Below are 22,832 nucleotides of genomic sequence, written 5' to 3'. Positions count from 1 at the left end.
CGTGCACGAGACGCGGGCAGCATGGCCGTGGCGGCAGATGCCGCGCGGAAAAGGAGCGACGAGAAGCCGGGCGACATGCCCGGCAGTCAGAAGAGAGCCGACGTGCCGGTCACCCGGAAGGCCGCGGATGTGCCTGCCAAGTCCGGCAGGAGTGGCGAGGTCGGACCGCGCAAGCCGCCGGCCGTGCCCATGGTGCCGCCACCGGCCGCGGTGACCCATTCGCCAGCTCCGCCGCCGCTGCCGCGCTCCTCGCTGATCGTCTGGATCGTCGCGGTCCTGCTGCTCGTGCTGCTGGCCTGGGCCTGGTTCTTCCGGCTCGAGGAGGTGTCCACCGGCACCGGCAAGGTGGTGCCCTCGTCGAAGGAACAGACGGTGCAGTCGCTCGAAGGCGGCATCCTGGTGGAGCTGAAGGTGCGCGAGGGCGACATCGTCGAGGCGGGGCAGGTGCTCGCGCAGCTGGACCGGACCAAGACCGAATCGAACGTGGAGGAAAGCGCCTCCCGCCTGCGTACGGCGCTCGCCATGTCGGCGCGGCTCGCGGCCGAGGTGGGCGGCACGCCGCTGGCGTTTCCGCCCGAGGTGCAGGCCGATGCCGTCCTCGTGCGCACCGAGACCGCGCTCTATCACTCGCGCCGGGAGCAGCTCGCAAGCAGCCTCGGCGGCGTGACGCAGGCGCTGGTGCTCATGCGCCGCGAACTCGCGCTGACCGAGCCGCTGGTGTCGCGCGGCGCCGCGAGCGACGTGGAGGTGTTGCGCCTGAAGCGCCAGATCAACGAGGCCGAGACCAGGGCCGCCGACATCCGCAGCCAGTACCACGTGAAGGCGCGCGAAGACCTCGCGAAGGCGAACGCGGAGATCGAGGCGCAGCGCTCGGTGACGCGCGGCCGCTCCGACTCGCTCACGCGGCTGACCTTCGCCTCGCCGGTGCGCGGCATCGTGAAGGACATTGTGGTGACCACCGTGGGCGGCGTGCTGCCGCCGGGCGGCAGGCTCATGCAGATCGTTCCGCTGGACGAGAAGCTGCTTGTGGAGGCGCGCATCTCGCCGCGCGACGTCGCCTTCATCCACCCGGGGCAGGACGCCACGGTGAAGGTGACAGCCTACGACTACGCCATCTTCGGCGGCATGCCGGGCAAGGTGGCGACGATCTCGCCCGACACCATCCAGGACGACGTGAAGCGCGACGTGTACTACTACCGCGTCTACATCCGCACCGACGTCGACCACCTGACGAACAAGAGCGGCAAGCGCTTCCCGATCGTGCCCGGGATGATCGCCACGGTCGACATTCACACCGGCAGCAAGTCGGTGCTCGACTACCTGCTCAAGCCGTTGAACAAGGCCCGCGAAGCCTTGCGCGAGCGTTGACCGCAAGACGCATGACGCGATGAAGATGACGAAAAAGAAACCGCAGGTGTCGAACTACGTTCCCGCGATCACGCAGCAAGCCCTGAACGCGCTGGGCTCGCAATTCCGGGTCGCCTTCGCGCAAGGCGACTACGCGAAGGCGCGGAACTTCGCGATGCAGGCGTGGCAGGCCACGCACGGCCCGCAGCCGCTGGCCGATGTCGCGCTGTGCCTGCTTCGCATGGACCAGCCGCAGCAGGCCTACCACCTCTACCGGCGCCTCGTCGGCGAGCTGGATACCGCCAACACCCATGACGGCCTCGCGGAAGCGGCGGGGCAACTGGGCAAGCACGACGAGGTGCGCAAGGCCGGCTCCGCCTCGTTGCGGCTGAAGATGCAGGAGGCCGCCAGGGAGCCGGCCGCCGCCACGGTCGACCCGCCCGCGCCGCGATGCTTCGACCCGAGGAACCGCCTGCGCAACGTGATCGCCTTCAGCCTGTTCGGCGGCGATCCGCGCTATTGCGAGATGGCGGTTCTCAATGTGCGGGCCGCGCGCCAGTTCTTCCCTGAGTGGGTGTGCCGCTTCTATGTCGACGGCTCGGTTCCGGCGGCGGTGTGCGAGCGGCTGGCGCTGGAGGGCGCGTCGATCGCCGACGTGCGCTCGGTCGACGGCCACGACCTGCCTGGCACCATGTGGCGCTTCCTGGCGCTGGACGACCCCGGCATCGACCGCGTGCAGTTCCGCGATGCCGATTCGCTGCTGTCCACGCGCGACCAGGCGGCGGTGCGCGACTGGTGCGCATCGGACCGCTGGTTCCACGTCATGCGCGACTACCAAACGCACACCGAGCTGATGCTCGCCGGCATGTGGGGCGCCTGCACCGGCGTCCTGGTGGACATGGCGGGCGAGATGCGCGCATACCTCGGGAGCCGGCCGTTCTCCGCGCGCTATGCCGACCAGCACTTCTTGAGGCACCGTGTCTGGAAGGTCGCCGAGCGCAGCATGCTGACCCACGACGACTGGTTCGACCTGCCCGGCAGCCAGCCCTTTCCGTCCCATGTGCCGATGACGGTGGATGCACGCTATGCCCACGTGGGCGCCAACATCGGCGCCCCTTCGATGCAGGTGGTGCATGCCGCGCCCGACGGCACGCAGGTCCGCTGGACCCTGTACGACGCGGCGGGGCAGGCCGTCTGCAGCTACGACGCGGTTGTCGGCGACAACAGCTACGTTGCCAGCATTCCCGCGCCCTATGCCGCCGAGATCTCGGCCGGGCGCTGGAAAGTCGTGACGCGCTGAGCGCCGCGGCGGCCCTGCGCCGGCAGGGTGCAATGGGCGGGCCGCCGTCCGTCCCCGGCTAAGATTCGCCCGAAGAGACGAATCACAGACGAAAGACGCCGGACCCGAGACGCCATGGCCACAAGCAGCCTTCAGGAACGCAAGCAACGAGAGCTGGAGCAACGCCGCAAGGACATCCTGAAGGTGGTGCGCAAGATGATCGTCAAGAGCGGCGCCCGCGAGATCACCATGCGCAAGGTGGCGGAGGAGTCGGGCTTCTCCAACACCGTGGTCTACGCGCTTTTCGGCGACAAGGCCACCATGATCACCAGCGCGATCGACGACGACCTGATCCGCCTGCACAAGCTGATGCGCTCGGCGGTGGCCGACGGTGCCACGGCGCTCGAGCGCATCCGGCTGGCCTGCCATGCCTACGTCGAGAACGGCCTGAAGCACCCCGACCAGTATTTCCTGGTGTTCATGGAGCGCCGCCCGGCCGCGCCCATCGAGACCTCCACGCTGACCTTCGGCGACCCCGAGAACGACCCCTACGCCTTCGTCTGCAGCCTCGTCGCGCAGCTGGCGGACGAGGGCTACGTGGCGGCCGACGAGAAGCAGCTGGCCGTGGCCACGCAGATCATCTGGGAAGGCATGCACGGCATGACCTCGCTGCGCGTGTCCACCGGCGACGACCCGTGGATCGAGCGGCTCGACGCCGCGCCGCACCTCGACCTGCTGCTCGACATCCTGTTGCTGGGCATCGTGCAGCGCTTTCCGGGGAGCAAATCGGCGGCGGCGATCAAGCTGCTGTCGTCGTCCGGCAAGCGCTGACCTGCCGGCGCCGTTTCAGCGCACCAGCAGCTTCATCATTCGCTCGAAGGTCTTGCCGTAGGGCGGCCTGAACAGGCCCAGCCCGTTGAGCGCCGACTGCTGGAAGATCGGCTTCATCTTCGAGAAGGTACGAAAGCCGTCCTCGCCGTGGTACGAGCCCATGCCGCTCGCTCCGACGCCACCGAAGGGGAGGTCGTCCTGCGCGACGTGCAGCAGGGTTTCGTTGATGGACACGCCGCCCGTCACCGTGTTCTGCATCACCCGCTCGATGGTCGCGCGGTTCTTCTCGAACAGGTAGAGCGCGAGCGGACGCGGGCGTGCGTTGACGTACGCGATGGCCTCGCCGATGTCCCGGTAGGGCAGCACCGGCAGCAGCGGGCCGAAGATCTCCTCCTGCATCACGCGCATGCCGTCGTTCACGCCGGTCAGCAGCACGGGCGGAAAGCGGCGCGTCGCAGGGTCGGCTGGCATGTCCGACAGCGGCACGGCCACCGCACCCTGCTGCTGCGCCGATGCCGACAGCTCCTGCAGTCGTGCGAAGTGGCGCGGGCTCACGATGCTGGTGTAGTCGTTGTTGGTGGGCAGCGAGGGATACATCGCGCCGAACACGCGCCGGGCGCTCTCGGCGAAGCGCTGCTGCTGGCCTTCGGGCACCAGCACGTAGTCGGGCGCGATGCAGGTCTGGCCCGCGTTGAGCGTCTTGCCGACCAGGATGCGCTCGACCGCCTTGTCGAAGTTGGCCTCGGGCCCGACGATCGCGGGCGACTTGCCGCCCAGTTCCAGCGTCACCGGCGTGAGGTGCTCGCTCGCGGCGCGCATCACGTGGTGGCCGACTGCGGTGGAGCCGGTGAACAGAAGGTGGTCGAAGGGCAGGCTGGAGAAGGCGCGCGCGGTCTCGGCGTCGCCGTTGACGATCGCGATCTCGTCCTCGGCGAAATGCTTGCGTACCAGCGCGGCGAACAGCTCGGCGAAGCGCGGCGTGAACTCCGACTGCTTCACCATCACGCGGTTGCCCGCAGCCAGCGCCGAAGTCATCGGCCCCACCGCCAGGTACAGCGGATAGTTCCATGGCACCACGATGCCCACCACGCCCAGCGGCTGCGGCATGAGGCGTGACGACGCGGGCTTGAACCACAGCCCGGTGGAGCGGCGGCGCACGCGCATCCAGCCCTTGCCGTGCGCCAGCGCGTGCTGCAGGCCCTCGATGCTGGGGAAGACTTCGGCGAGCTCTGTCTCCTGCGTGGCCCGGTGGTGGAAATCGGCGCTGATGGCCGCGGCGATCTCACGGCGGTTGTCCTTCACCAGCGCGCGAAGGCGCTTCAGGCGGTCGGCGCGCTCGCTCCACGGCGGCGTCTGCGCGCGCAGGCTCGCGGCGCGCATGGTGTCGAAGGTCTGTCGCATCTCGTCGTGTGTCATGGTTTCCTGCATGGGCTTCAGCCCGCCTGTTGGTACACCGGCCAGTGGTCCTGCACCTTGCCGCCGCGCAGCGTGACAAGGTCGCCGAACTGCAGCAGCACACCCTCGGCGATGGCGGGCCGCAGGAACACCTGGTCGTCCACCTTCAGGCCGGTGGCCGGCGAGCCGTTCACGTTCTCCTGGTTGGCACTGTGCCCGAGGATGCCGTTGAACTGCAGCCCCTTCGGCGACTCGTATTCGGCCAGCCAGTAGCCGCCATAGATGTAGTAGGTCTGGCGCTGGTTCACGTCCCACCATGAGAACACCTTGGACTTGCCGTCGAGCGCGGGAATCTGCACCGGCCCCGTGGCCTTGATGACCGGCGTTGCGATGAAGGCGGCCGGCTCGTGCGCGGCCAGTGTCTCGATGTCGTAATGCGTGGGCTTGAGCAGTGCGGTGCCGGTGCTGACCTCGGTGCTGAGCTTCTCGGCCTCGTGCAGCTTGTAGCTCGGGCTGCCGCCGGTGTTGAGCGTGAGGCCGTCCTTCCACAACGCCGGGTACTGGCCGCGAACATGATCGACGAAGCCCTGGTAGATCGCCATGGCCTTCGCCAGCAGCTCCTGCGGTGTGCCCAGCGCTTTCGGCACGCCGAAGCCGACGTGCGCGTCGTAGCCCATGAAGCCGGCGAACTCGAGCTGCTGCGGGTTGGCCGCGATCATGTCGAGCATGTGGCCCAGCGTGGCGTTGTCGGCCACGCCGCCGCGGTGCAGGCCCACGTCGATCTCGATGTTGATGCGCATCCGCGTGCCCAGCCCCCTGGCCAGCGCCAGGTACTGCTGCAGCCGCTCGGGCGTGTCGAGCAGCCATTGCAGCTGGCGCGATGCGTCGAAGGGGCCCTTGTGCTGCGCGTAGAACAGCTCGGCCGAGCGCACTGGCAGCGGCTTGCCCATGAGGATGTCGAAGTCAGGAAAGATTCGCGCGTCGATGTTCAGGAAGGGCTGGTGGAAGGACATCAGCCGCTTCGTGCCCGAGCGCTTCGCCACGTAGTCGATCAGCGCCTGCGAGGGCAGCGACTTCTCCACGATGCGGTAGTGCTTGCCGCCCCGGCGCAGGCTCTGCATCACCAGGTCGATGTTGCGGTCCATGCGGTCGAGGTCGATGACCATGCAGGGGCGCATCGGACCGTTCTTCTTCAGCTCCGCGTTGAGCGCGGCGAAGTAGCCGTCGTGCGGCGCGCCGTTGTCGCCGGGGCGCAGGGCGAAGGCGCCCACGGCACCGACCGCCGCCACGCCGGCGGCGCCCAGCAGGATCTTTCTTCTCTTGCTGCTGCTCATGCGGAGACTCCGAACAGTTGACGCAGATAGGGGTTGAGCATGCGCCCTTGCGGATCGAGCTTCGCACGCAGCGCGAGGAAGTCGTTCCAGCGCGGATAGAGGGTAGCGAGCTGCGCGGGGCCGAGGTCATGGAGCTTGCCCCAGTGCGGGCGGCCCTGGTACTTGCGGTAGATGGGGCCGATCTCGGAGAGCAGGTAGTCGTAGGGCTCGCCCTGCGCCGCGTGCACGGCGATGGAGCAGCTGTCGCGCTCGTGGAAGGGGCTCAGCCATGCGTCGTCGGACTTCACGAACCGGAACTCCAGCGGAAAGAACACGTCGTCGCGGCGCTCCAGCGCGGCGATCACCTCGCGCACGCAGGCGATGCCGTCGGCGCGCGGCACGTGGCATTCGGTCTCGTTGAACTTCGTGGGGCGCTGCGTGGAGAGCAGCTTCCACGAGCGGTTCTTCGCCTCCTCGGTCTGGTCGCCGTCGATCAGCCTGTTCGCCACCCAGCGGCGCAGCGAGGGGAACCAGCCGAGCCAGTCGCGCAAGCGGCGCAGGTCGCGCAGCATGTCCTCGTCGGCGGAAGGCGGCTGCGCGGTGTCGCTGCCGGTGTAGACGTCGTTGACGATGCCTGCCGCGTAGCCCGTGTGCGGCAGCACGTAGAACTCGAAGTTCCGGTGCTTCTCCGCCAGCGCCGGTGCCTCGTCGAGCATGGCCTGCAGCGGCCGGAGGAACACCCGGCGGTGCAGGTTGAAGGCCGGCAGCACGCGCACCGTGGCCTGCGTGAGCACGCCCAGGCTGCCGAGCGACACGCGCGCGGCGGCGAGCAGGTCGGGATTGCGCTGCTCGCTGCATTCGAGCACTTCGCCCTGCGGCGTCATCAGGCGCAGCGCAATCACGTCGGCATGCAGCGCCGGCAGCGCGAGGCCCGTGCCGTGTGTGGCGGTTGCGATGGCACCTGCGAAGGATTGCGTGTCGATGTCCGGCAGGTTGCGCAGCCCGAAGCCTTTCGCGTCGAGCTGGCGCGACAGCAGCGCGAGGCGCGCGCCGGCCTGCAGCGTGACGGTCCGGGCCTGTGCGTCGATCGACACGAGCTCCGACATGCGGTCGAGCGAGACCATCGTGGATTCGGTCGGCACCAGCGGGGTGAACGAATGACCGGCACCGACGCAGCGGATGCCGCCGGGGCCTGCCTTGCGCAGCATCTCAGCGAGTTCGGCTTCATTGCCCGGCGTCTCGATGGCGCGGGGCGTGCAGCGCTGGATGCCGGACCAGTTCGTCCAGGCGACGGGCTGCGATGTGGTGGGCGAGGCTGCTGTCGGCGTGCCCGCGTCTGCCGCCGCATGGGCTTGCAGGCCGTGTCCCGCAAGAGCCGCGGTCACCGCGATGCCCGCACCGGCCTTCAGCATCATGCGGCGGCCTTCGCGGTCCTCGTTGGCGGCGTTGTCGTTCATTGGCGTTCGTCCTTTCCCTGGTGGCTCATGAATCCGATCAGCGCGCGCATGTCGGCCGCGCTGCAGTCCGCGCACAGGCCCTTCGGCGGCATGGCGTTGAAGCCTTCCATCGCGTGCTTGACGAGCAGGTCCATGCCCTTGTCCAGCCGGGGCTTCCATTGCGCGGTGGAGCCGGTCAGCGGCGCCTTCGCGTCGACGGAGGTATGGCAGGCCGCGCACGAGCGCTGGTAGATCGCACGCAGTGCGGGGTCGGCCGGCTGCAGCGATTCGGCCCGCTGCGCATCGGACATGACGGAGGCCTGCGCCTGCTCTTCCTTGCAGGCGGCGAGGCCGGTGAGCAGCAGGGCCGGGAGGCCGCAGCGGATGAAGATGGAAAAGGCGGATCGCATGCGCGCGTTGTCTCCGTTCTGTCCGTGTCTCAGAAGCTGTGCCGGATGCCGATGGTGGTGCCGGTCTGCGTATGCGCCACCGTGGGGCTCTGGCCGTTGAGGCCCACGAGCTGCGCGCCGACCAGTCCGCCGCGATAGACGGAGCGGTCGATCTCCGCGTAGAGCATCGTCCGCTTCGACAGCGCATAGCCCGCCACCAGCTGGAACTGGCGCGCCGATCCGTCGAAGTCGGCGGTGTAGCCGCGCTGCCGCGTGAACCACACGTTGGCCGCGAGCGTGAGCAGCGGCATGGGCTTGTAGGTGACGCCGCCGAGGATCATGCGGCGCTTGCTGAAGCCGCCCGGAAGGGTCGGGTCCATCACCTGCGCGGGCGAGATGATGCCCAGGCCGGCGAGATCGACCGGTCCGAACGGCCCGTTGGCGAAGGATGTGAAGTCGTTGTCGCGCCGGTTCTGGATGTAGCCGGCCTGCACCGTGACCGAGTCGCCGATCACGAACTGCACGCCGGCCGTGTGGATGTCGAACTTCGCGCGCGAGTTGTCGTCGACGGTGCGCATCCACGCGCCACTGAGCTTGAGCGGGCCCTTCTCCGGCACGTAGGCCGCGCCGACGCCGTACTGGCTGCCGCGCCGGCCTCCGCCGCCGGGGCGGTCGCCCTCGCCGATGGCGTATTGCGCGAGCAGCACCACGTCGCCGAGCTGCGCGCCGTAGTGGATCATGTTGTTGGTCTTGCTCGCCGCCAGCAGCGTGTGCTCGGGCTTGAAGGCGTTGAAGTAGTCGGCCCAGAGGTTGGAGCCGTAGGCCAGCGACGCTGCCTCCATGGCCACGTTGTACTGCCGTCCGAAGGTGAGCTGTCCCCACGATGACGATTGCAGGCCGACGTACGAAATCTGGAAGTAGGTGGTGTCGTCGGGCGTGAGCTTGCCGTTGCGGATGTCGAAGCGGCTTTCCATCTGGAACAGCGCCTGCAGGCCGCCGCCGAGGTCTTCGGCGCCCTTCACGCCCCAGAAGCTGTCCGACAGGCCGCCGCCCTTGGTCATGCGCAACCTGGAGCGGGTGCCGACCGGCGTGCCGTCGGGCGCGTAGTCGGTGGCGTTGGTTTCGTAGCGCAGGCTCGCGTCGATCGTGCCGTACAGCGTGAGGCTGCTCTGTGCCCATGCGCCGCCGGCGCACAGCGCCGCGCCCAGCGCGGCGGCTGTTCTTCTCTTCATGTTGTCTCCTTCATCTGCCCAGACCGAGTGGGGGCGCGGCCTGCTCGTGGGCGGGCTCGTCGCCGGAAGTGCGCCGTGTTTCCGGCGCGGGCAGATGGTAGAACGATGTTCTTGAAAAAGCCAACGTTTTATTGTGAATCGCCGTTCTTGGCGAAAGCGGGAAGCGGACGGGCGCCTGAAAGCATCGCGCCCCGATGACGGGGCGCGATGCTTTCAGGAAAAGGGAAGAAGGGCCGCGCGCGATTCCTTCGCGGCCGTCGCCGTCAGAAAGGCTCGACGGGCAGCGCGCGCTTGTGCGCGCTCTTGCGATGCGTGGAAAGGATGATCCGGCGTGCCTCGGCCGACACCGGCTTGCCTTCGAGGAAGTCGTCGATCTGCTCGTAGGTGACGCCGAAGGCGTCCTCGTCGGGCTTGCCCGGCACCAGCGATTCGAGGTCGGCGGTCGGCACCTTGTAGACCAGCGCGTCGGGCGCACCCAGCAGCTGCGCCACCGCGCGCACGCGGCGTTTGTTGAGGCCGGTGAGCGGCGTGATGTCGGCCGCGCCGTCGCCGAACTTGGTGAAGAAACCCATCAGCGCCTCGGCCGCGTGGTCGGTGCCGATGACGATGCCGTCGTGCGCGCCCGCCACAGCGAACTGCGCGATCATGCGCTGGCGCGCCTTGATGTTGCCGAGCACGAAGTCTTCATGCGCCGCGTCGCGGAACTTCAGGTCGCCGGCCTTCAGCGCGGCGAGCATGCCGTCGGCGGCGGGGCGGATGTCGACGGTGACGGTGCGGTCGGGCTTCATCACCGCCAGCGAGGCCTGCGCCTCCGCCTCGTCCTTCTGCACGCCGTAGGGCAGGCGCATCGCGATGAAGGTGGCGTCGTAGCCGGTGGCGCGCAGCTTCTCGACCGCGCGCTGCGCGAGGCAGCCGGCGGTCAGCGAATCGACGCCGCCGCTGATGCCCAGCACCAGCGTCTTCAGGCCGGTCTGCTTCAGGTAGCCGGCGAGGAAGTCGACGCGCCGCTCCAGCTCGTGGGCGGCATCGAAGACGGGAGCGACGTGCAGCGCCGCGATGATCTCGCGCTGCGTGTCGTCGACGGGGGTGAGGTCGTGATTCATACGGCGATTCTTCCTTGCATTCTTTCGGTGGAACACCGCGGAACCGGCTCTGCCGGACCGCAGGTGTTGCCCCCGGTAGGGGGTTGGCGAAGCGACACGAAGTGCGCGGAGCCTGGGGGCGAGCTTAAAAGTCCACCAAGCTGAGGCCGATGCTCAGCACGGTGCGCTTGCGGTTGTAGTCCACCAGCGTGTCGCCGTAACCCGAGAACAGCTGCGTGTGGAAGCGCAGGTTGCTCTTGGTCGGGTCGCCGATGGCTTTCAGCCACTCGAGGCGGATCGAGCCACGGCCGCTGTCGCGCAGGTTGTTGCGCACGGTCACGGCGAGCTGGTTGTCGCGGTTGAGGTTCCAGCGGCCGGTGACTTCGGCGCGGCCGTAGTAGTCGGCGATGTCGGGGTTGTCGTCATTGGCGGCGCTCTCGGAGATGCGCTTCCAGATGCGGCCGGTGATGGTGAAGCGGTCGTCGAGCTCGGCGCCGCCCATCAGGTACACGCGGTTCCAGCTGCGCGACAGCGGCAGGCTCTGGCCGTTCGACTGGTGCACGATGCCCAGCCCCGAATAGCGCCAACGCCAGCCGCCCGGCAGCTTGAAGTCGGTCGGGTAGACGTACATCAGCTCGGGTTCGTGGTCGGTGGTGCGGAAGGGCCGCGAGATGGCGCCGTTGAACAGCTGCCAGGTCGACTGCTGGCTGTAGGCGAACCACAGCGAGTCTTTCTTCACCGGATCGTTCTGCGTGAGCATGCCCTGCGCGAGCTTGGTGCGCACCGACAGGCCGATGCGCATCTCGTTGGCCTGGTAGGCAACCGGGTCGGCGGTGTGGCCGGCCGAGGGCGAGGTCGGCGTCTCGGGCTTCTTGGCGGCGGCCGAGACCGACACGTTGAGCGGGCGGTAGCCGCGGAAGCCGAAGGTGCCGCAGTCGGTGGCGTTCTCGAGCTCCCAGAAGCGCGAGAGCGCCGAGTACTGGCGGTCGCGGCAGCCTTCGGTGGTGGCCACCGAGACCACGCGCGTGGCGGGGAGCGTTCCGTCCACCGGCGGCTGCGTGGCCGCGAGCACGGGGGGCGCCGCCGGCACCGCCGCCGCGGGCAGTGTCTGTTGCTGCGCCCAGCGGTCGAAGCAGGCCAGGCGCGCCTCGTTGTTGGCGCCGAGCGCGGCGCACTGCTGCCAGGTGAGCTGCGAGTCGGCCAGCGGGCTCGCGGGCTTGTCCACGGCCTGCGCGTGCACCGCGCCCGCAGTGCCGCCCAGGCATGCGGCCACGGCTGCGAGCGTGCTGAGCCTGAAGCGGGATCGAGGGATGGTCTTCATCATCTTCGTCATGGCTTCTTTCCTTCCTGTGCCACTGTCTTGGCGAGCACGAACGGGTGCGTGCTCTCGTCGGCCGCATTGCGCCACGTGCCCCTGAACTCGCGCCCGCACGAGCCGGCCTGCAGCTTGCCCGACCACACGCCGCTGATGGCGCGGCCGTCCTGCGACTCGTCGATGGACAGGGCGCCTTCGTCGTCGACGTCGCCCGCGAGCTGCGCGACCGTGGCCTTCGCCGGGTTGGCGCCGTTGCGCGTGATGGTGCCGCGCACGCCGTCGTAGTCGGGGTGCTTGCCCAGCTGCACGACAGCAACGGCGGGCAGGCCGTCGAAGCGTGCTTCCCAGTTGCCGTAGAGCGATTCCAGCGGCAGGTCGCGCGCGTCGGTGGGGCAGTCGGCGCTGCCGGCCCGCATCGAGGCGCAGCCCGAGAGAACGGCAAGGGCGGCGGCCAGCAGAGCGGTGGTCGCGGCGGTCTTCTTCATCGTCTTCGTGGTCGTCGTCATCTTCATGGTGCCGAGGCCGCGGCGGCGGCCTTCGCGGCGCTGTCCTGCGCCTTGCGCGCGAACTCGGCGCGCAGCGCCTTGAGCTTCTCGCGCGGATCTTCCTTGGTGGTGGTCTTGTCGAGGCCCATCTCGGCGATGAAGCGGCTCGGTATGCAGGGCACCATCTCGCGGCCCTGCTTGCGCTTCTTGGTCCAGCTCACGGCCAGGCTGCGTTGCGCGCGGGTGATGCCCACGTACATCAGGCGGCGTTCTTCCTGCAGGCGCTGCAGCGTGTCTTCGCTGACCTGCTGCTGGCGGCCGTTGTCGTCGTCGAGCTTGAAGGGCAGCAGGCCCTCGCTCACGCCGATCAGCATCACGTGCGGCCATTCGAGGCCCTTGGACGCATGCAGCGTGGAGAGCGTGACCACGTCCTGGTCCTGCTCGCGCTCGCTGATGGTCGACAGCAGCGAGATGGTCTGCGCCACCTCGAGCAGGCTCTTGCGCTCGCTCTCGATGCCGCCGCTGTCGGCGCCCGAGGTGTCGTCCAGCGTGCCGCCGGCGCGCTGCGACATCCAGTCGACGAACTCCAGCACGTTGGTCCAGCGCGAGGCCGCGGCGGCCTCGCTGTCCTCGCCGTCGTACAGGTGCTTCTCGTAGTCGATCTCCTTCAGCCAGTCGAGCATGAAGGTGCGCGAGTCTTCCGCGCCCATGGTGCGGCGCGCGCGGTATTCGAGGTCGTTGATGTAGCGGCCGAACTCGTGGATGCCTTCCAGCGTGCGCTTGGGCATCACGCTGGGCAGCGAGGGGCTGAACAGCGCCTCGAACAGGCTCAGCTTGTACTGGCTGGCGAAGGTGCCCAGGCTCGCCAGCGTGGTGTGGCCGATGCCGCGCTTGGGCGTGGTGATGGCGCGCAGGAACGCCGGGTCGTCGTCGTTGTTGACCCACAGGCGGAACCAGCCGCACAGGTCCTTGATCTCGGCGCGGTCGAAGAAGCTCTGGCCGCCCGAGACCTTGTACGGGATCTGCGCCTTGCGCAGCGCCTGTTCGAACACGCGCGCCTGGTGGTTGGCGCGGTAGAGGATGGCGAAGTCGCGGAACTCCTTGTACTGCTTGCCCTGCGTGATGGCCTCGCCCGCGCGGATGCTGACGATGCGCGCCACCGCGCGCTCGGCTTCGTGCACCTCGCTGTCGGCATCGACGATGCGCACCGGCTCGCCCTCCCCGAGTTCGGAGAACAGCGTCTTCGGGAACAGCTTCGGGTTGGGCCCGATCACGTTGTTGGCCGCGCGCAGGATGGCGCTGGTGGAGCGGTAGTTCTGCTCCAGCTTGATGACCTTGAGCGTCGGATAGTCGACCGGCAGCTTGCGCAGGTTGTCGAGCGTGGCGCCGCGCCAGCCGTAGATGGACTGGTCGTCGTCGCCCACTGCGGTGAAGTGGCCGCGTTCGCCGGCCAGGGCCCTGAGCACATCGTATTGCGTGGCGTTGGTGTCCTGGTATTCGTCCACCAGGATATGGCCCATCATCGCCTGCCACTTGGCGCGCACCTCGGGAAACTCGTAGAGCAGCTTCAGCGGCATGCCGATCAGGTCGTCGAAGTCCACGCTCTGGTAGGCCAGCAGCCGCTCTTCGTAGCGGGCCATGATCTTCGCGGTGATGCGCTCGTTGTCGTCGGCGGCCTGGGCCTCGGCCTGCGTGGCGTTCAGGCCCATGTTCTTCCACTTGCTGATGGTCCACTGCCAGATGCGGGCGGTGGCCGCGTCGGTGGTGCCGCCGGCGTCCTTCAGGATCTTGGTGACGTCGTCGGCATCGAGGATGCTGAACGCCTTCTTCAGGCCGAGCACCGAGCCGTCCTCGCGCATCATGCGCACGCCCAGCGCGTGGAAGGTGCACACCACGACCTTGCGCGCGTCCTTGCCGATGAGGTGCTTCGCGCGCTCGCGCATCTCGGCGGCCGCCTTGTTGGTGAAGGTGATGGCCGCGATGCGCTGCGGCTCGATGCCCGACTGGATCAGCCGGCCGATCTTGTGCGTGATCACGCGCGTCTTGCCCGAGCCGGCGCCGGCAAGCACCAGGCAGGGACCGCTCATGTAGTTGACCGCTTCGAGCTGCGCGGGATTGAGACCGTGGGACATGGGAGAAAAAGAGAACCTGAAAAGGCCGCGAAGAACGCCGTTGGGAACGGCAGGCGGCAAAGCGGGCAATGATACGGGGCCGGCTCCCCCGAAGTTGTAGGCCGGACACCCCGATGCGGCCTGCTGGTGGGCAACAACGACAATATTCCGGTGCTGCCTGTATTCCTTGTTACCTTCCCTTTCTTCGCGTTGATCGCGGCGGGCTACGCAGCGGCCCGCGCCCGCATCCTGCCGCTGGACGCCATTCCCGGCCTCAACACCTTCGTGCTGTATTTCGCGCTGCCGTGCATGTTGTTGCGTTTCGGCGCGGGCACGCCCATCGGGCAGCTGCTCGATGGCAGCGTTGCACTGATATGGGGCATCTGCGCGCTGGCCGTGGTGGCGGGCGTGGTGGCGTTCACGCGCAATTCGCGCATCGGCTGGAACGACGCGGCCTTCGGCGCGCTGGTGGCCGCCTTTCCGAACACCGGCTTCATGGGCGTGCCGCTGCTGGTGGCCATTCTTGGCGCGCAGGCTGCGGGGCCGATCATCATCACGATCGCGTTCGACCTGGTGGTGACTTCGTCGCTGTGCATTGCGCTGTCGCGGCTCGACGGGGCCGGCGGCACGGGGCGCCAGGGTGCCACGCTGGCGGCGCGCAAGGCGCTGCGCGGCATCGTGGTCAACCCGATGCCGTGGTCGATCCTGCTGGGCGTGCTGCTGTCGGCCGCGCGCTGGCCGCTGCCGGGGCCCATCGAACGCACCATCGCCATGCTGGCGGACGCGGCTTCGCCGGTGGCGCTCTTCACCATCGGCGCGGTGCTGGCCCGCTCGGCCCTGCTGGCGCGCGAGCACGACGCCAGCGCGGCCGTAGCAGAGGCCATGGGCGCCACGGCGCGCAGGGCCGTGCCCAAGGCGCCGTGGCGCGACGTGCTGCCGGTGGTGGCGGTGAAGCTGCTCGCGCACCCGCTGCTGGCATGGGGCCTGGGGCTGGCCGCCATCGCGCTGGGGCTGCCGCTGTCGCAAGCGGCGCTGGTGACGATCGTGCTGGTCGCGGCGCTGCCGAGCGCGAGCAACGTCTCGATGCTGGCCGAGCGCTTCGGCGCGGACAACGGGCGCATCGCGCGCATCATCCTGTGGACGACGGTGATCGCCTTCCTGAGCTTTCCGCTCGCTGTCAGCGTGCTACGGCGTTAGGACGCCGAGCTTGTACGGGTCGGCATCGGCGAGGCGCTCGCACTTCGAGAAGTCGCGGCCCTGCGTGCCGTCGCAGTAGTAGGTGTTGTAGATGCGGCCGAAGAGCGTGGGGCTCGCGGTGAAGAGCACGCCGTGGTCGGGCTGCCAGTTGTCCTTGGCCACCGGGGCGGCGCTGGCTTCCACCGGCTTGGCCGCCGTGCCCGCCGTGGGCGTGAAGTCGGCCAGCGTCTTGTGGGCCTCGTCGCCGCGCCAGCGCACCGCCAGCTCGGCGGCCGTGGGGCGCTGCGCCACCGGCAGCAGGATGCCGTTGACCTGCAGCCCGTAGCCGAAGCGATGCGTCTTGCCGGCCAGGAAGGCATAGGCACAGGCCGCCATGCATTGGCCGCGCACTTCGGTCTGCACGCCGCTGGCGCGGATGGCGTCGGCGAACGCTCCGGCTGCTTCGGCGGTGCCGCCGAACGAATCCTCGAAGACCACGGTATGAACTGCTCCGCTGCCCAGCTGCTCGGTGAACTCCTTGATCATGGTGCCGTCGAGCATGCCCGACACCACCAGGCGGCTGCCCTGCAGTTCCAGCTCGGCCGCGGAAGCGGCCGGCGGGGCGAGGGTGCAGGCGAGGCACGACGCCAGCGAGAGAGCCCAACCAGAAAGAGACGGCGATTTCACGGCGACCTTTGCAACGAGCGAGGCAGTTTGGAGTGTGCGATCCACGGGCGGTTCGCGTCTTTACAGCTTGAACAGCGCCGGGGCATGCCGTCAACTCTTTTTTCACAAATTTTCGGGTAGGCCGGGGCAGGCCGTAAGGCATAGCTATCGCTATCACTTCAGATGAATGCTTGGGTTTGCAGATGCGCTGCTACAGTGTTCCCAAGTCAAAGATGTGAATGGAGCGCGCGATGGCTATTCTGTTTCGCATCCTGTTGTGGCTGGCCTGGCTCTCGGCGGTCGGCTGGTTCTGGCATGCCGGCAAGTTCGGCACCGCCACAGCGCTCGCGCTCGCGGCGCTGAGCCTGGTGGTGTTCGCGTGGCCTGTGAGCATTGCGCGGCGCAGGCACGGCGAGCTGCGCTATGTGGACATGGGCAAGGAACCCACCGGCTACCACTGAAATCGCGGTCTAAGGTCGACCGCTCCGATCAGATGCTGTGCGGGTCCACGTCGACCAGCCAGCGGATCACGCCCTTGCCCTCGGGCGCCCGCCGCAGCTCGTGCAGCAGCGGCTGCCATCCCGCAAGCAGGCGCTGCAGCGCGGCCCGCGAAGGGCTTTCGATCAGCATCTGCGCACGCTCCACATTGGCCACGCGCTGGATCGCCAGCGGCACCGCCGGATAGCGCGTGACGAGGTCGGCGCCCGGCAGCGCCTCGGCCTGGTCCGCTGCCGTATTCAGGAAGCCTTGCGCCACCGACTGTTCGCGCGCATCGGCTCGCAGCAGCGCCTGGAACGCGAAGGGCGGCATGCCCGCGGCGCGGCGCTCGTCGAGCTGCTGCTGCGCGAAGGCGACGTAGTCGTGCTTGCGCAGCGCCATGAAGAGCGGGTGCGGCGCATGGTGCGTCTGCACCCACATCTCGGCCTTGGCGCCCTGCGCGGCGAGGTACGCGGCGTCGCGACCCGCGCGGCCGGCCGACTGCATCAGCAGGCTGAACAGCCGCTCGGGCGCGCGGAAGTCGCTGGAGAACAGCGCACCGTCGGGGTTCACCGCCGCCACCAGCGTGATGCGGCGGAAGTCGTGGCCCTTGGCGATCATCTGCGTGCCGACGAGCACGTCGACCTCGCCCGCGTGCACGGCCGCGAGCTGCGATTCGAGCGCGCCCTGCTTCTTCGTGCTGTCGGCGTCGATGCGCGCGATGCGCACCGCGCCGCCGTCGGGCCGTTTCACCGTGGCGAACAGTTCGGCCAGGTGCTCTTCCAGCCGCTCGGTGCCGCGGCCCACGGGCGCGATGTCGGGGTTGCCGCAGGCCGGGCAGGCGCGCGGCACGCGCTCGGTGAAGCCGCAGTGATGGCAGCGCAGCGTGCGGTCGATCTTGTGGAACACGCGGTACGCGCTGCAGTGCGGGCACTCGCTCTTCCAGCCGCAGTCGCCGCAGGCCAGCACCGGTGCATAGCCGCGCCGGTTCAAAAAGATCATGCTCTGCTCGCCGCGCGCGATGCGCTGGCCGATGGCGTCGAGCAGCGCGCCCGAGATCACCGTCTTCGGCGGCTGCAGGTTCATGTCGACCAGCCGCACCGCAGGCAGTTCGCCCGCGCCGATGCGCGAGGGCATGGCCAGGCGCACATAGCGCCCGCCCGGGTCTTCGCCCTCGGCGGGGCGGCTCTGGTGCCAGCTCTCGAGCGAGGGCGTGGCCGAGCCCAGGATCACCTTGGCCTTCTCGCGCTGGCCGCGCCACACGGCGAGGTCGCGCGCGGAATAGCGCGCGCCTTCCTGCTGCTTGTAGCTCGGGTCGTGCTCCTCGTCGACCACGATGAGCTTGAGCGTGGGAATCGACGCGAACACCGCCATGCGCGTGCCCAGCACGATGCGCGCCGCACCGCTGTGCGCCGCCAGCCAGCTCGCGAGCCGCTGCGGGTTGGTCATGCCGCTGTGCAGCGACACCACTGCCTCTTCGCCGAAGCGGGCCTTGAAGCGGGCTTCGAGCTGCGGCGTGAGGTTGATCTCGGGCACCATCACCAGCGCCTGCGCTTCGGGCTCGCGCGCGAGCAGGTCGGCCACGCAGCGCAGGTACACCTCGGTCTTGCCGCTGCCGGTGCTGCCGACCAGCAGGAAGGTGCCCGACTCGGCCTCGATGCGCGCCAGCACGGCCGTCTGCTCGGCGCTCAGCGCGACCGGATTCGCCGATTCGGCCGTCTCGGCCACCGGCCCGGCCGTCGTCTTGCGCTTGAGCCGGCGCGCCAGCTGCACCGTCGACAGGTCGCGCAGCTGCGGCGGCAGGGCGGCCAGCGCGATCTCGCCGATCGAGCGCTGGTAGTAGCGCGCGGCAAAGGCCACGAGGTCGCGCCAGGCTTCGCCCAGCGGGGCCAGCGCATCGAGCGCCGCGCCCACGGGCTTCAGCGCCATGTCGGGCTCGGCGCCAGCCAGCGAGACCGGCTCGTTCCAGACCACGCCCAGCACCTCGCGCTTGCCCAGGGGCACGCGCACCAGCGTGCCGGGCGGCAGCGGCTCGGCGCCGGCGTAGCTCAGCAGGTCGCCGAGCGCGGCATGAGCGGGCGTTTGCACGGCAACGTCGAGCCGCCACGGCAGCGTCGGCGGGGCGCCGTTCGTCGGGTGGGGAGCCTCGTCGAGGGGCAATCCGGCTGTGGAGATGGGCGTTCCTTCTTGCGGAGGTTTGTTAATGAAGCTTGGAGCAAAAGCGCTTAAGTCGTTGATTTTTCAGCGCTTTGGATCTCATCCAGAGTTCCTGTGGATAACTTTGTTGACAAGCGGGCTGGACTCGTCGCCAAGCCTTGAAAATCAAGGCTCTGGCTGGATTGCCCGGAAAAAAAGCAAAGTTCAAATCCTATATAAATCAACAACTTAGCAGCGCTATCTCTTTAGGAGCGAGGAAGGTGGGTACCCTGGAAATCTTGCGCACTGCAACACGTGTTTTGTGCATAAGTACGGAACCATATGCCGTTTTTGCGCTTGACAAACCGCTGCGGGCCGACTTTTGCGGGGGCCGGGCGCTCGCACCGACCCGCCCCGCTTGGTAACAGCAGCGTCAACCGCGCATTGCGCGCGACTGGGCGTGCGCTGCCTGCACCAGCGCCGCCACGTGCTCCGGCGGCGTGAACTGGCTGATGCCGTGGCCCAGGTTGAAGATGTGCGTAGGGCCCTGGGTGGCGCGGTCGGCGTGGGGCTTGCCGAAGGCCTGCAGCACCTTTGCCACCTCGGCCTCGATCTGCGCGGGCGGCGCGAACAGCACGTTCGGGTCGATGTTGCCCTGCAGCGCCTTGGCCTTGCCGTCCGTGCCCTCGGCGATCTGCTTTCGCGCGGCCGCCAGGTTCACGGTCCAATCCACGCCCAGCACCTGGCAATCGAGTTCGCGCATGGCGTCGAGCCAGAGGCCGCCGCCCTTGGTGAACACGATGCGCGGCACCGGCTGGCCGTCGGCGCCGTTGCGCTTCAGGCCGGCCAGCACGCGGGCGGTGTAGGCGAGGCTGAATTCCTGGAACGCGCCGTCGGCCAGCACGCCGCCCCAGCTGTCGAAAATCATCACGGCCTGCGCGCCGGCGTCGATCTGGGCGTTGAGATACGTGGCCACCGAGTCGGCATTGACCGCGAGGATGCGGTGCATCAGGTCCGGGCGGCCGTAGAGCATGCTCTTGATCAGCCGGTAGTCGCTGGAGCCCGCGCCTTCCACCATGTAGCAGGCCAGCGTCCACGGGCTGCCCGAGAAGCCGATCAGCGGCACGCGGCCGTTCAACGCCTTGCGGATCGAGGCCACGGCGTCGAACACGTAGCGCAGCTTCTCCATGTCGGGCACTTCGAGCGCGGCCACCGCCGCCTCGTCGCGCACCGGGCGCGCGAAGCGCGGGCCCTCGCCGGCCTCGAACGAGAGGCCCAGGCCCATCGCGTCGGGCACGGTCAGGATGTCGGAGAAAAGAATGGCCGCATCGAGTGGATAGCGCTCCAGCGGCTGCAGCGTGACCTCGGTGGCGTAGCCGGTGTTGGTGGCCAGCCCCATGAAGCTGCCCGCCTTCGCGCGGGTGGCCACGTATTCCGGCAGGTAGCGGCCGGCCTGGCGCATCAGCCAGACGGGCGTGTGATCGGTGGCCTGGCGCCAGCAGGCCCGCAGGAATGTGTCGTTTTGCAATGGGGCGAAAGGCATTTCCCGATTGTCGCAGGCGCCCCCGCATTGACCGACAGCGCATTTTGAGTTGCACCAACCCGCCCCGGTGATCCACGGCGCGCCGCAGCGCCGAGCATCCGCCCGGAACAACAAATCCGGACAGAACATGGCGCAACAGGTTTTCGATTTCGTGGTGGTGGGGGCCGGCTCGGCCGGCTGCGTGCTGGCGCACCGGCTGGTGCAGGCGGGCCGCAGCGTGCTGCTGCTGGAGGCCGGCCCGCCCGACAACGACCGCTTCATCCACATGCCCGCCACCTTCGTGCGGGTGATCGGCACCGAGCGCACCTGGGCCTACGAGAGCGAGCCGCAGAGCGCGGCAGGCGGGCGGAAGATGTTCGTGCCGCAGGGCCGCACGCTGGGCGGCGGCAGCTCGGTCAACGCCATGGTCTACATCCGTGGCACGCCCGCCGACTACGACGGCTGGCAGGCGCAGGGCTGCGAAGGCTGGGGCTGGCGCGACGTGCTGCCGTGGTTCCGCAAGGCCGAGTCGAATGCGCGCTTCGCCTGCGGCCTGCACGGCACCAACGGGCCGCTGAAGGTGAGCGACACGCGCTTCCGGCACCCGCTGAGCCTGGCCTTCCTGCGCGCCGCGCAGCAGAGCGGCCTGGCCTACAACGACGACTTCAACGGCGCCGAACAGGCGGGCGTGGGCTTCTATCAGACGACCACCTTCGAGGGCCGCCGCGCCAGCACCGCCGCCACCTACCTCGCGGCCGTGCGCGCCGACCCGAAGCTCACCGTGGTCACAGGCGCCCACGTGATGCGTGTGCTGACGCAGGACGGCGCCGCCACCGGCGTGGTCTACCGAACCGGCGCGGGCGGCACCGGCGAGGACATCGTGGCCACGGCGAACCAGGAAGTGATCCTCTCGGCCGGCGCGCTGGCCTCGCCCAAGCTGCTGATGCTGTCGGGCATCGGCCCCGGCGCGCAGCTGCAGTCGCACGGCATTGCAGTGGCGCGCGACCTGCCCGGGGTGGGCGAGAACTTCCAGGACCACCTGGAGGTGTCGGTCTACGGCCGCACGCGCGAGCCGATCAGCCTGCTGGGCAACGACCGCGGCCTCACCGCGCTCAAGCACGGCCTGCAATGGACGCTCTTCAACACCGGCCTGCTCACCTCGAACGTGGTCGAGAGCGGCGGCTTCGTCGACACCACCGGCGAGGGCCGCCCCGACCTTCAGTTCCACGTGCTGCCGGTGCTGGTGGGCGACGTCGACCGCGAGCCGCTGGCCGGCCACGGCATCTCGATCAACCCCTGCTTCCTGCGGCCGAAGTCGCGCGGCAGCGTGCGGCTGCGCAACGCCGACCCGATGGCGCCGATCCTGTTCGACGGCGGCTACCTGCAGGCGCCGGAAGACGTCGCCACGCTGGTGCGCGGCGTGAAGCTCGCGCGCCGCATCCTGCGCGCGCCGGCACTTCGCGAGCTGGTGTCCGAAGAGCTCGCGCCTTCCGCCGCCGAAGACCTGGCCGACGACGCCATAGAGACCTACGTGCGCCAGCGCGCCAAGACCGTCTACCACCCGAGCGGCACCTGCCGCATGGGCAGCGACGGCATGGCCGTGGTCGATGCGCGCATGCGCGTGCACGGCATGAAGAAGCTGCGCGTGTGCGACGCCTCGGTGATGCCCTCGCTCGTCAGCGGCAACACCAACGCGCCCACGGTGATGCTGGCCGAGCGCTGCGCCGACTTTGCGCTGTCGGGCAATTGACTCTGCGCCTTCGGTCAATCGCAAACGCGCGCCCAAACCTAGAGTCGACTCCGACGAGAACAAGGAGACAGAGCGAATGAGTTCCACAGGAAATTCCATGGCCGGCAAGGTCGCGTTCATCACGGGCGGCGGCACCGGCATCGGCGCGGCGGTGGCTGCGCAGTTCGTCGCGGCGGGCGGCCGCGTGGTGCTGATGGGGCGGCGCCTCGCGCAGCTCGAAGCGGTCGCCGCGAAGCTCGGCGGCCTCGCGGTGGCCGGCGATGCCGCCAGCACCGGCGACGTGCGGCGCGCACTGGCCCAGGCCCGCGAGAAGTTCGGCCGCGTCGACGTGCTCGTCGCCAACGCGGGCGGCCACGGCGTGGGCGATGCGCTCTCCACCGACGACGCATCGTGGGCGCTCTCGACGCGCCTGAACCTCGACACCGCCTTCGTCTGCGCGCGCGAACTGCTGCCGGAGCTGATCGAGCGGCGCGGCAACATCGTCGTGCTCTCTTCGCTCGCCGGTCACTTCGCGGGGCCGGGCGTGGTCGGCTACGTGACGATGAAGCACGCGCTCATCGGTCTTGTGCGTTCGCTGGCGCGCGACTACGGCAAGCAAGGCGTGCGCGTGAACGCCGTGTGCCCCGGCTGGGTGCGCACCGAGATGGCCGACGAGCAGATGCAGGTGCTCGTCGACAAGTACCGCCTGTCCGATACCGACGCGGCCTACGACCTCGTCACGCGCGACGTGCCCATGGGCCGTGCCGCCAGCCCCGAGGACGTGGCGAACGCCGTGATGTTCCTCGCTTCGCCGCTGGCCGCCATGGTCTCCGGCAGCTCGCTGATGGTCGATGGCGGCGCCTCTGCCGTGGACCTGCCCACCATCGCCTTCGCGCACGAAGCCTGAGGAA

General features: G+C 68.9%; 19 protein-coding genes. 7 read left to right on the top strand and 12 right to left on the bottom strand.

Annotation, left to right across the window (positions count from 1 at the left end):
* Positions 1-189: 189 nt before the first annotated feature.
* From EJO71_RS10480 to EJO71_RS10470, 3 genes are all read left to right on the top strand, one after another.
* Positions 190-1,368, top strand: a complete 1,179-nt coding sequence (locus EJO71_RS10480) for an HlyD family type I secretion periplasmic adaptor subunit (protein WP_125948613.1) — start codon at positions 190-192, stop codon at positions 1,366-1,368.
* A 25-nt stretch (positions 1,369-1,393) separates the two neighbouring features.
* Positions 1,394-2,647: a tetratricopeptide repeat protein gene (locus EJO71_RS10475; protein ID WP_125948072.1), complete on the top strand. Its 1,254-nt coding sequence runs from the start codon at positions 1,394-1,396 to the stop codon at positions 2,645-2,647.
* Positions 2,648-2,761: 114 nt separating this feature from the next.
* Positions 2,762-3,457 carry a TetR/AcrR family transcriptional regulator gene (locus EJO71_RS10470; protein ID WP_125948073.1) on the top strand — a complete coding sequence of 232 codons (696 nt, stop codon included), beginning with the start codon at positions 2,762-2,764 and terminating at the stop codon, positions 3,455-3,457.
* 15 nt (positions 3,458-3,472) lie between these two features.
* Here the strand turns inward: EJO71_RS10470 and EJO71_RS10465 are convergent, their stop codons facing one another.
* The 9 genes from EJO71_RS10465 to EJO71_RS10425 all read right to left on the bottom strand — a co-directional run bounded on the left by EJO71_RS10465 (position 3,473) and on the right by EJO71_RS10425 (position 14,236).
* Entirely contained in the window at positions 3,473-4,873 is a 1,401-nt protein-coding gene (locus EJO71_RS10465; protein ID WP_125948074.1) for a coniferyl aldehyde dehydrogenase, read from the bottom strand.
* 17 nt (positions 4,874-4,890) lie between these two features.
* Entirely contained in the window at positions 4,891-6,186 is a 1,296-nt protein-coding gene (locus EJO71_RS10460) for a DSD1 family PLP-dependent enzyme (protein ID WP_125948075.1), read from the bottom strand.
* Entirely contained in the window at positions 6,183-7,622 is a 1,440-nt protein-coding gene (locus EJO71_RS10455) for a D-arabinono-1,4-lactone oxidase (protein ID WP_240651311.1), read from the bottom strand. Before EJO71_RS10455 ends, EJO71_RS10460 begins: the two co-directional genes overlap by 4 nt.
* Entirely contained in the window at positions 7,619-8,011 is a 393-nt protein-coding gene (locus EJO71_RS10450) for a c-type cytochrome (RefSeq protein WP_125948076.1), read from the bottom strand. The genes EJO71_RS10455 and EJO71_RS10450 overlap by 4 nt, the downstream gene beginning before the upstream one ends.
* A 29-nt stretch (positions 8,012-8,040) precedes the next feature.
* A complete protein-coding gene (locus EJO71_RS10445) occupies positions 8,041-9,222 on the bottom strand; it encodes a porin (RefSeq protein ID WP_125948077.1) in 1,182 nt (393 codons plus the stop codon).
* A gap of 263 nt (positions 9,223-9,485) precedes the next feature.
* A complete protein-coding gene (gene nadE, locus EJO71_RS10440) occupies positions 9,486-10,325 on the bottom strand; it encodes an ammonia-dependent NAD(+) synthetase (protein WP_125948078.1) in 840 nt (279 codons plus the stop codon).
* 124 nt (positions 10,326-10,449) lie between these two features.
* Positions 10,450-11,637, bottom strand: a complete 1,188-nt coding sequence (locus tag EJO71_RS10435) for a phospholipase A (RefSeq protein WP_171022526.1) — start codon at positions 11,635-11,637, stop codon at positions 10,450-10,452.
* Positions 11,634-12,125 carry a hypothetical protein gene (locus EJO71_RS10430; RefSeq protein ID WP_240651850.1) on the bottom strand — a complete coding sequence of 164 codons (492 nt, stop codon included), beginning with the start codon at positions 12,123-12,125 and terminating at the stop codon, positions 11,634-11,636. The genes EJO71_RS10435 and EJO71_RS10430 overlap by 4 nt, the downstream gene beginning before the upstream one ends.
* 2 nt (positions 12,126-12,127) lie before the next feature.
* Complete coding sequence (locus EJO71_RS10425) at positions 12,128-14,236, bottom strand: UvrD-helicase domain-containing protein (RefSeq protein WP_125948079.1); 2,109 nt, start codon at positions 14,234-14,236, stop codon at positions 12,128-12,130.
* 150 nt (positions 14,237-14,386) lie between these two features.
* Between EJO71_RS10425 and EJO71_RS10420 the strand changes: the two genes are divergently transcribed.
* Entirely contained in the window at positions 14,387-15,412 is a 1,026-nt protein-coding gene (locus EJO71_RS10420) for an AEC family transporter (RefSeq protein WP_125948080.1), read from the top strand.
* On the opposite strand, the gene EJO71_RS10415 is transcribed toward EJO71_RS10420, so the two are convergent.
* Positions 15,401-16,123, bottom strand: a complete 723-nt coding sequence (locus EJO71_RS10415; RefSeq protein WP_240651313.1) for a hypothetical protein — start codon at positions 16,121-16,123, stop codon at positions 15,401-15,403. The genes EJO71_RS10420 and EJO71_RS10415 overlap by 12 nt on opposite strands.
* Positions 16,124-16,308: 185 nt before the next feature.
* On the opposite strand from EJO71_RS10415, the gene EJO71_RS10410 reads away from it, so the two are divergent.
* Positions 16,309-16,518 (top strand): hypothetical protein, encoded by a 210-nt coding sequence (locus EJO71_RS10410; protein ID WP_125948081.1) that lies wholly within the window; start codon positions 16,309-16,311, stop codon positions 16,516-16,518.
* Positions 16,519-16,546: 28 nt separating this feature from the next.
* Here EJO71_RS10410 and priA read toward each other — a convergent pair whose 3' ends face one another.
* Positions 16,547-18,622, bottom strand: coding sequence for a primosomal protein N' (gene priA / locus EJO71_RS10405; RefSeq protein ID WP_125948618.1), 2,076 nt, complete (start codon positions 18,620-18,622; stop codon positions 16,547-16,549).
* A gap of 481 nt (positions 18,623-19,103) precedes the next feature.
* The gene (hemE, locus tag EJO71_RS10400; RefSeq protein ID WP_125948082.1) at positions 19,104-20,213 is read right to left on the bottom strand and encodes a uroporphyrinogen decarboxylase; all 1,110 of its coding nucleotides are present in this window, start codon (positions 20,211-20,213) and stop codon (positions 19,104-19,106) included.
* Positions 20,214-20,340: 127 nt separating this feature from the next.
* Here hemE and EJO71_RS10395 point away from each other — a divergent pair, with 127 nt between their 5' ends.
* Both EJO71_RS10395 and EJO71_RS10390 read left to right on the top strand, forming a co-directional pair.
* On the top strand, positions 20,341-21,942 hold the full coding sequence (locus EJO71_RS10395) for a GMC family oxidoreductase N-terminal domain-containing protein (RefSeq protein WP_125948083.1): 1,602 nt from the start codon (positions 20,341-20,343) through the stop codon (positions 21,940-21,942).
* Between the two features lie 76 nt (positions 21,943-22,018).
* A complete protein-coding gene (locus EJO71_RS10390; RefSeq protein WP_164546777.1) occupies positions 22,019-22,828 on the top strand; it encodes an SDR family oxidoreductase in 810 nt (269 codons plus the stop codon).
* Positions 22,829-22,832 lie beyond the last annotated feature (4 nt).

It is taken from the genome of Variovorax sp. 679 (assembly GCF_003952185.1).
Classification (GTDB): Bacteria; Pseudomonadota; Gammaproteobacteria; order Burkholderiales; family Burkholderiaceae_C; genus Variovorax.
The sequence above is the reverse complement of the archived record's forward strand: the minus strand, read 5'-3'. Positions and strand labels throughout refer to the sequence as shown.

Coding starts and splice junctions, on each gene's coding strand:
- hemE (WP_125948082.1), bottom strand. CDS start 20,213: ATGCCTTTCGCCCCATTGCAAAACGACACATTCCTGCGGGCCTGCTGG.
- EJO71_RS10390 (WP_164546777.1), top strand. CDS start 22,019: ATGAGTTCCACAGGAAATTCCATGGCCGGCAAGGTCGCGTTCATCACG.
- EJO71_RS10480 (WP_125948613.1), top strand. CDS start 190: ATGGTGCCGCCACCGGCCGCGGTGACCCATTCGCCAGCTCCGCCGCCG.
- EJO71_RS10435 (WP_171022526.1), bottom strand. CDS start 11,637: ATGACGAAGATGATGAAGACCATCCCTCGATCCCGCTTCAGGCTCAGC.
- EJO71_RS10430 (WP_240651850.1), bottom strand. CDS start 12,125: ATGACGACGACCACGAAGACGATGAAGAAGACCGCCGCGACCACCGCT.
- EJO71_RS10450 (WP_125948076.1), bottom strand. CDS start 8,011: ATGCGATCCGCCTTTTCCATCTTCATCCGCTGCGGCCTCCCGGCCCTG.
- EJO71_RS10455 (WP_240651311.1), bottom strand. CDS start 7,622: ATGAACGACAACGCCGCCAACGAGGACCGCGAAGGCCGCCGCATGATG.
- nadE (WP_125948078.1), bottom strand. CDS start 10,325: ATGAATCACGACCTCACCCCCGTCGACGACACGCAGCGCGAGATCATC.
- EJO71_RS10425 (WP_125948079.1), bottom strand. CDS start 14,236: ATGTCCCACGGTCTCAATCCCGCGCAGCTCGAAGCGGTCAACTACATG.
- EJO71_RS10460 (WP_125948075.1), bottom strand. CDS start 6,186: ATGAGCAGCAGCAAGAGAAGAAAGATCCTGCTGGGCGCCGCCGGCGTG.
- EJO71_RS10470 (WP_125948073.1), top strand. CDS start 2,762: ATGGCCACAAGCAGCCTTCAGGAACGCAAGCAACGAGAGCTGGAGCAA.
- EJO71_RS10410 (WP_125948081.1), top strand. CDS start 16,309: ATGGCTATTCTGTTTCGCATCCTGTTGTGGCTGGCCTGGCTCTCGGCG.
- EJO71_RS10445 (WP_125948077.1), bottom strand. CDS start 9,222: ATGAAGAGAAGAACAGCCGCCGCGCTGGGCGCGGCGCTGTGCGCCGGC.
- EJO71_RS10465 (WP_125948074.1), bottom strand. CDS start 4,873: ATGACACACGACGAGATGCGACAGACCTTCGACACCATGCGCGCCGCG.
- EJO71_RS10395 (WP_125948083.1), top strand. CDS start 20,341: ATGGCGCAACAGGTTTTCGATTTCGTGGTGGTGGGGGCCGGCTCGGCC.
- EJO71_RS10475 (WP_125948072.1), top strand. CDS start 1,394: ATGACGAAAAAGAAACCGCAGGTGTCGAACTACGTTCCCGCGATCACG.